This window comes from Frankia sp. CcWB2, from assembly GCF_977927585.1.
In genome coordinates this window covers 8,937-12,460 of the sequence record NZ_CDWRCM010000079.1, presented here as the reverse complement: position 1 = coordinate 12,460, position 3,524 = coordinate 8,937, and the positions used below count along the sequence as shown (strand labels likewise).

The 3,524-nt window shown below is 71.9% G+C and carries 2 protein-coding genes and 2 pseudogenes; 2 read left to right on the top strand and 2 right to left on the bottom strand.

Annotation, left to right across the window (positions count from 1 at the left end; genetic code table 11):
• A pseudogene (locus ACY45C_RS10555) lies at positions 1-739 on the top strand (HAF repeat-containing protein); the annotation flags it as partial.
• Between the two features lie 16 nt (positions 740-755).
• Here ACY45C_RS10555 and ACY45C_RS10550 read toward each other — a convergent pair.
• Positions 756-2,471, bottom strand: a complete 1,716-nt coding sequence (locus ACY45C_RS10550) for an ABC-F family ATP-binding cassette domain-containing protein (protein ID WP_462187445.1) — start codon at positions 2,469-2,471, stop codon at positions 756-758.
• A 108-nt stretch (positions 2,472-2,579) separates the two neighbouring features.
• Between ACY45C_RS10550 and ACY45C_RS10545 the strand changes: the two genes are divergently transcribed.
• Positions 2,580-2,750 carry a hypothetical protein gene (locus tag ACY45C_RS10545; protein ID WP_462187444.1) on the top strand — a complete coding sequence of 57 codons (171 nt, stop codon included), beginning with the start codon at positions 2,580-2,582 and terminating at the stop codon, positions 2,748-2,750.
• 35 nt (positions 2,751-2,785) lie between these two features.
• On the opposite strand, the pseudogene ACY45C_RS10540 reads toward ACY45C_RS10545, so the two are convergent.
• Positions 2,786-3,436, bottom strand: a pseudogene (locus tag ACY45C_RS10540) (ribonuclease FAU-1 family protein).
• Positions 3,437-3,524: the final 88 nt, after the last annotated feature.

The window sequence follows — 3,524 nt, the reverse complement described above, 5'->3', positions numbered from 1 at the left end:
TACCGCGGTCGACGTCAGCGACACCGGATTCATCGTGGGGACCAGCACCACCAATACGGGCGAGCAGCACGCCTACCGATGGTCAAACGGCACGATGACGGATCTGGGCACACTTGGCGGACCATTGAGTTCCGCCGTGGCCGTCACGGTGCAGGGAAGGGTGGCGGGTAACAGCCTCACCCGGGAGGGCGCCAGCCACGGGTTCCTCTGGTCAGCCGGCACGATGTCGGATCTCGGGACTCTCGGCGGTTCCTCGACCGTCGTCGCCGACGTGAACAACGCCAGGCAGGTCGTGGGGACCAGCGAGACCTCGGACGGCTATTTCCGCGCGTTCCTGTGGGACCGCGGCCGCATGACCGATCTCGGGACCCTCGGCAGTGACCTGCACAGCGAGGCGGTCGCCGTGAACAGTCTCGGTCAGGTGCTGGTGCGCAGCCTCGGATCGTCAGATGGCGGGTTCCTGTGGATCGCGGGCCGCCGCATCCCGATCACCTCACCGCTCGGCCCGCTGGAGCTTCTCGACCTCAATGATCATGGTGTGGTGTGCGGGACGGCGCCCTCGGGTCAAGGCAGCCACGCGTTCCGCTGGTACCGCGGCCGGCTGACCGATCTGGGCACCCTCGGAGGACCGGTGAGCGCGGGCAACGCCGTCACCCCGAACAACGTCGTGCTCGGTTCCGCGACCACCACGGACTCCCCGTTCCCCCAGGCGGCATTCTGGCCGAACACCGGCTCCTGACGTTCTCAGCGGCCCGTCACAATGGCTTCTCGGTGACGAGGGGCTTCTCGGTGACGAGGCCGCCGTCGACGTGCAGCCGGCGAGTCACGGCGACCGTGTCGAGCATGCGCCGATCATGGGTGACGAGCAGCAGGGTGCCCGCATAGCCGGCCAGCGCCTGTTCGAGCTGATCGATCGCCGGAAGGTCGAGGTGGTTGGTGGGTTCGTCGAGCACCAGGCAGTTCACGCCGGCCGCCTGCAGCAGCGCGAGCCCCGCCCGGGTGCGTTCTCCCGGCGACAGGGACGCCGCCGGCCGAGTGACCTGATCCGGGCCGAGACCGAACTTCGCGAACAGGGTGCGCACCTCGCCCGCCGGCCAGCTGGTCGCCCGCTCGGCGACGGCCAGCGCCGTAGCCTCACCCCGGAACAGGCCGCGGGCCTGGTCGATCTCGCCGAGCCGCACGCCGGACCCGAGTGCCTGGTGCCCCCGGGCCGGGAGGATGCGGCCGAGCAGCGCACCCAGCATGGTCGTCTTGCCCCCGCCGTTCGGCCCGGTGATCACCACCCGGTCCGCCCACGCGATCGTCAGGTCGACCGGCCCCAGAGTGAAGCCCGATCGGGCCACCACCGCGCCGGTCAACGTCGCGACGACATCGCCCGACCGGGGCGCGGCGGCGATCGACATGCGCAGCTGCCATTCCTTGCGAGGCTCCTCGACCTCCGCCAACCGGTCGAGGCGGGACTCGATGGACCGGACCCTGGCCGCGCTCTTCGTCGCCGCCTCGATCCGGGCTCCCTTGGCGGCCCGGTCACCGTCGGGCATCCGCCGCTTCGCCCGCACCGAACCCCGCACCGCCTGCTCCCGCTGGCGTTGCGCCTGGGCGACGAGATCGGCCCGCTGGCCGGCGTACTCCTCGTACCGCTCCCGGGCCTGACGCCGCGCGACCTCGCGGGCCTGCAGGTACGCCGTCCATCCGCCGGCGAAGAGGGTGAGGCCGTGCCGGTGCGGATCGAGTTCGGCGACGGTGTCGATGGTGCGGTCGAGGAACTCGCGGTCGTGGCTGACGACGACCAGCGCCCCGGGCACGCCTTGGACGAACCGCTCGAGCCGTTCCAGCCCGTCGAAGTCGAGGTCGTTGGTGGGCTCGTCGAGCAGGGTGATGTCGAACCGGGACAGCAGGACGCCGGCCAGCGATCCCCGGGCGGCCTGCCCGCCGGACAACGCCGTCGTCGGGCTGTCGAGCGCGCCCGCGGGCAGACCGAGATCGGCGCACACCTCCTCGGCGCGGGCGTCGAGGTCGGCCGCGCCGATCGCCAGCCACCGCTCCAGGGCGACGCTGTAGCGGTCGTCGACCCCAGACGTGCCAGGGACCCCAGACGTGCCAGGAGCCCCAGACGTGCCAGGGAGCCCGGACGTGCCCAGGGCCAACGCCTCGGTCGCGGCGTCGAGCTCGGCCTGCGCCGCGGCGACGCCGGTGCGACGGGCGAGGAAGGCCCGCAGGGTCTCCCCGGGGTCGCGGTCGGGTTCCTGGGGGAGCAGGCCGACGTTGGCGGTCGGCGGCGCGAGATCCACCCGGCCCGCGTCGAGCGCCACCTGCCCGGCGAGGGCACGCAACAACGTCGACTTGCCGACGCCGTTGGGCCCCACCACGCCGAGACGGTCGCCGGGCGCGACGGTGAGGGAGACGCCGTCGAGGACGGTCGCCCCACCGCGGGTGACGGTGAGACCGGACGCGACGAGGGTGGCGGACATCTGACCAGTCTGGCGCATGGACGGCGCATCGCGTCCCGCCCCCTGGGGCCGCATCCATCCGGTGGGACCCTACGGTGAGTTCGTACGCTGGGTTCGTACGCTGGGTCCGTGCGGCTGACCGGCGCCGAGGCCCGCATCGTCCGGGCGGGCGAACCCGGACACGCTGCTGCCATCGAACTGCTCATCACCCGATATGACCAGTACCAGGCCGCCCCGCCCGCCGGGCCGGCGATTATCGTGACGGTGGCCCGCTGGTCAGGGTGGGCCTTCTCGACGTAGCCGGCTGTTGACATCGCCGGCCGTCGACATCGCCGTCAGTGCGGGCCGGTTCCGGTCGTGCCCGGCGCCCGCGGGCGGTCCCAGCCGGGCGGCAGGGTAGCCGGTGTGCGCCAGGACGGGTCCGGCTGGAAGTCGCACCAGGTGCCGTCGAACGGGAACGCCCCCGTCTCGACGAGCCGCAGCAGCCGCTCGCCCTCGGCCCGCACCGCCGCCGCGTCGGTGACCCAGTAGTGCTCGGGAAACGCGAGCCGTTCCGCGAGCTCGTGCTCATCCTTCCACTACCAGGTCCGGTCCGGGGAGACCCACAGGTCGAGGTCGTGGTCGGTCGTGTCCACCCCGACGAGTCCGTCGTGGCGCCAGGCCACGGCAGGTGCCTCGAGATTGATGTACCAACGGGCGAACCGCCCCTGCCGGTCCCAGAACCACCACACCGAGTGCGCACCCGCCGGTGGGATCATCATAAGGATGTTCGGCCCAGGCCAAGCCCTCTCCACCAGCACCGTGGATTGGCGGATCCATTCGGCGAACGGCATGTCGCGCAGGCCGCGACCGTCCGTGCTCAGCTCGACGGCCATCGGGCAGCCGTGCGGGATCCACAGCCGCAGCCCGCGCTCATCGTGGCCGACCACGTGACCCGCGCGGACGAAGACGAGCCGCTTGGTGGTGAACGACCGGTGCACGACCACTTCGCCCGGGACGAATTCTCCTGGAACGAATTCGCCCGGGACGAACGGACCCGCCGGTGCGGCGCCCGAACCGAGCGGTGGCGATGCC

What these genes read in the sequence shown, in the direction of transcription:
- ACY45C_RS10550 (WP_462187445.1), bottom strand. Translation starts at nt 2,471, where the DNA reads ATGTCCGCCACCCTCGTCGCGTCCGGTCTCACCGTCACCCGCGGTGGG.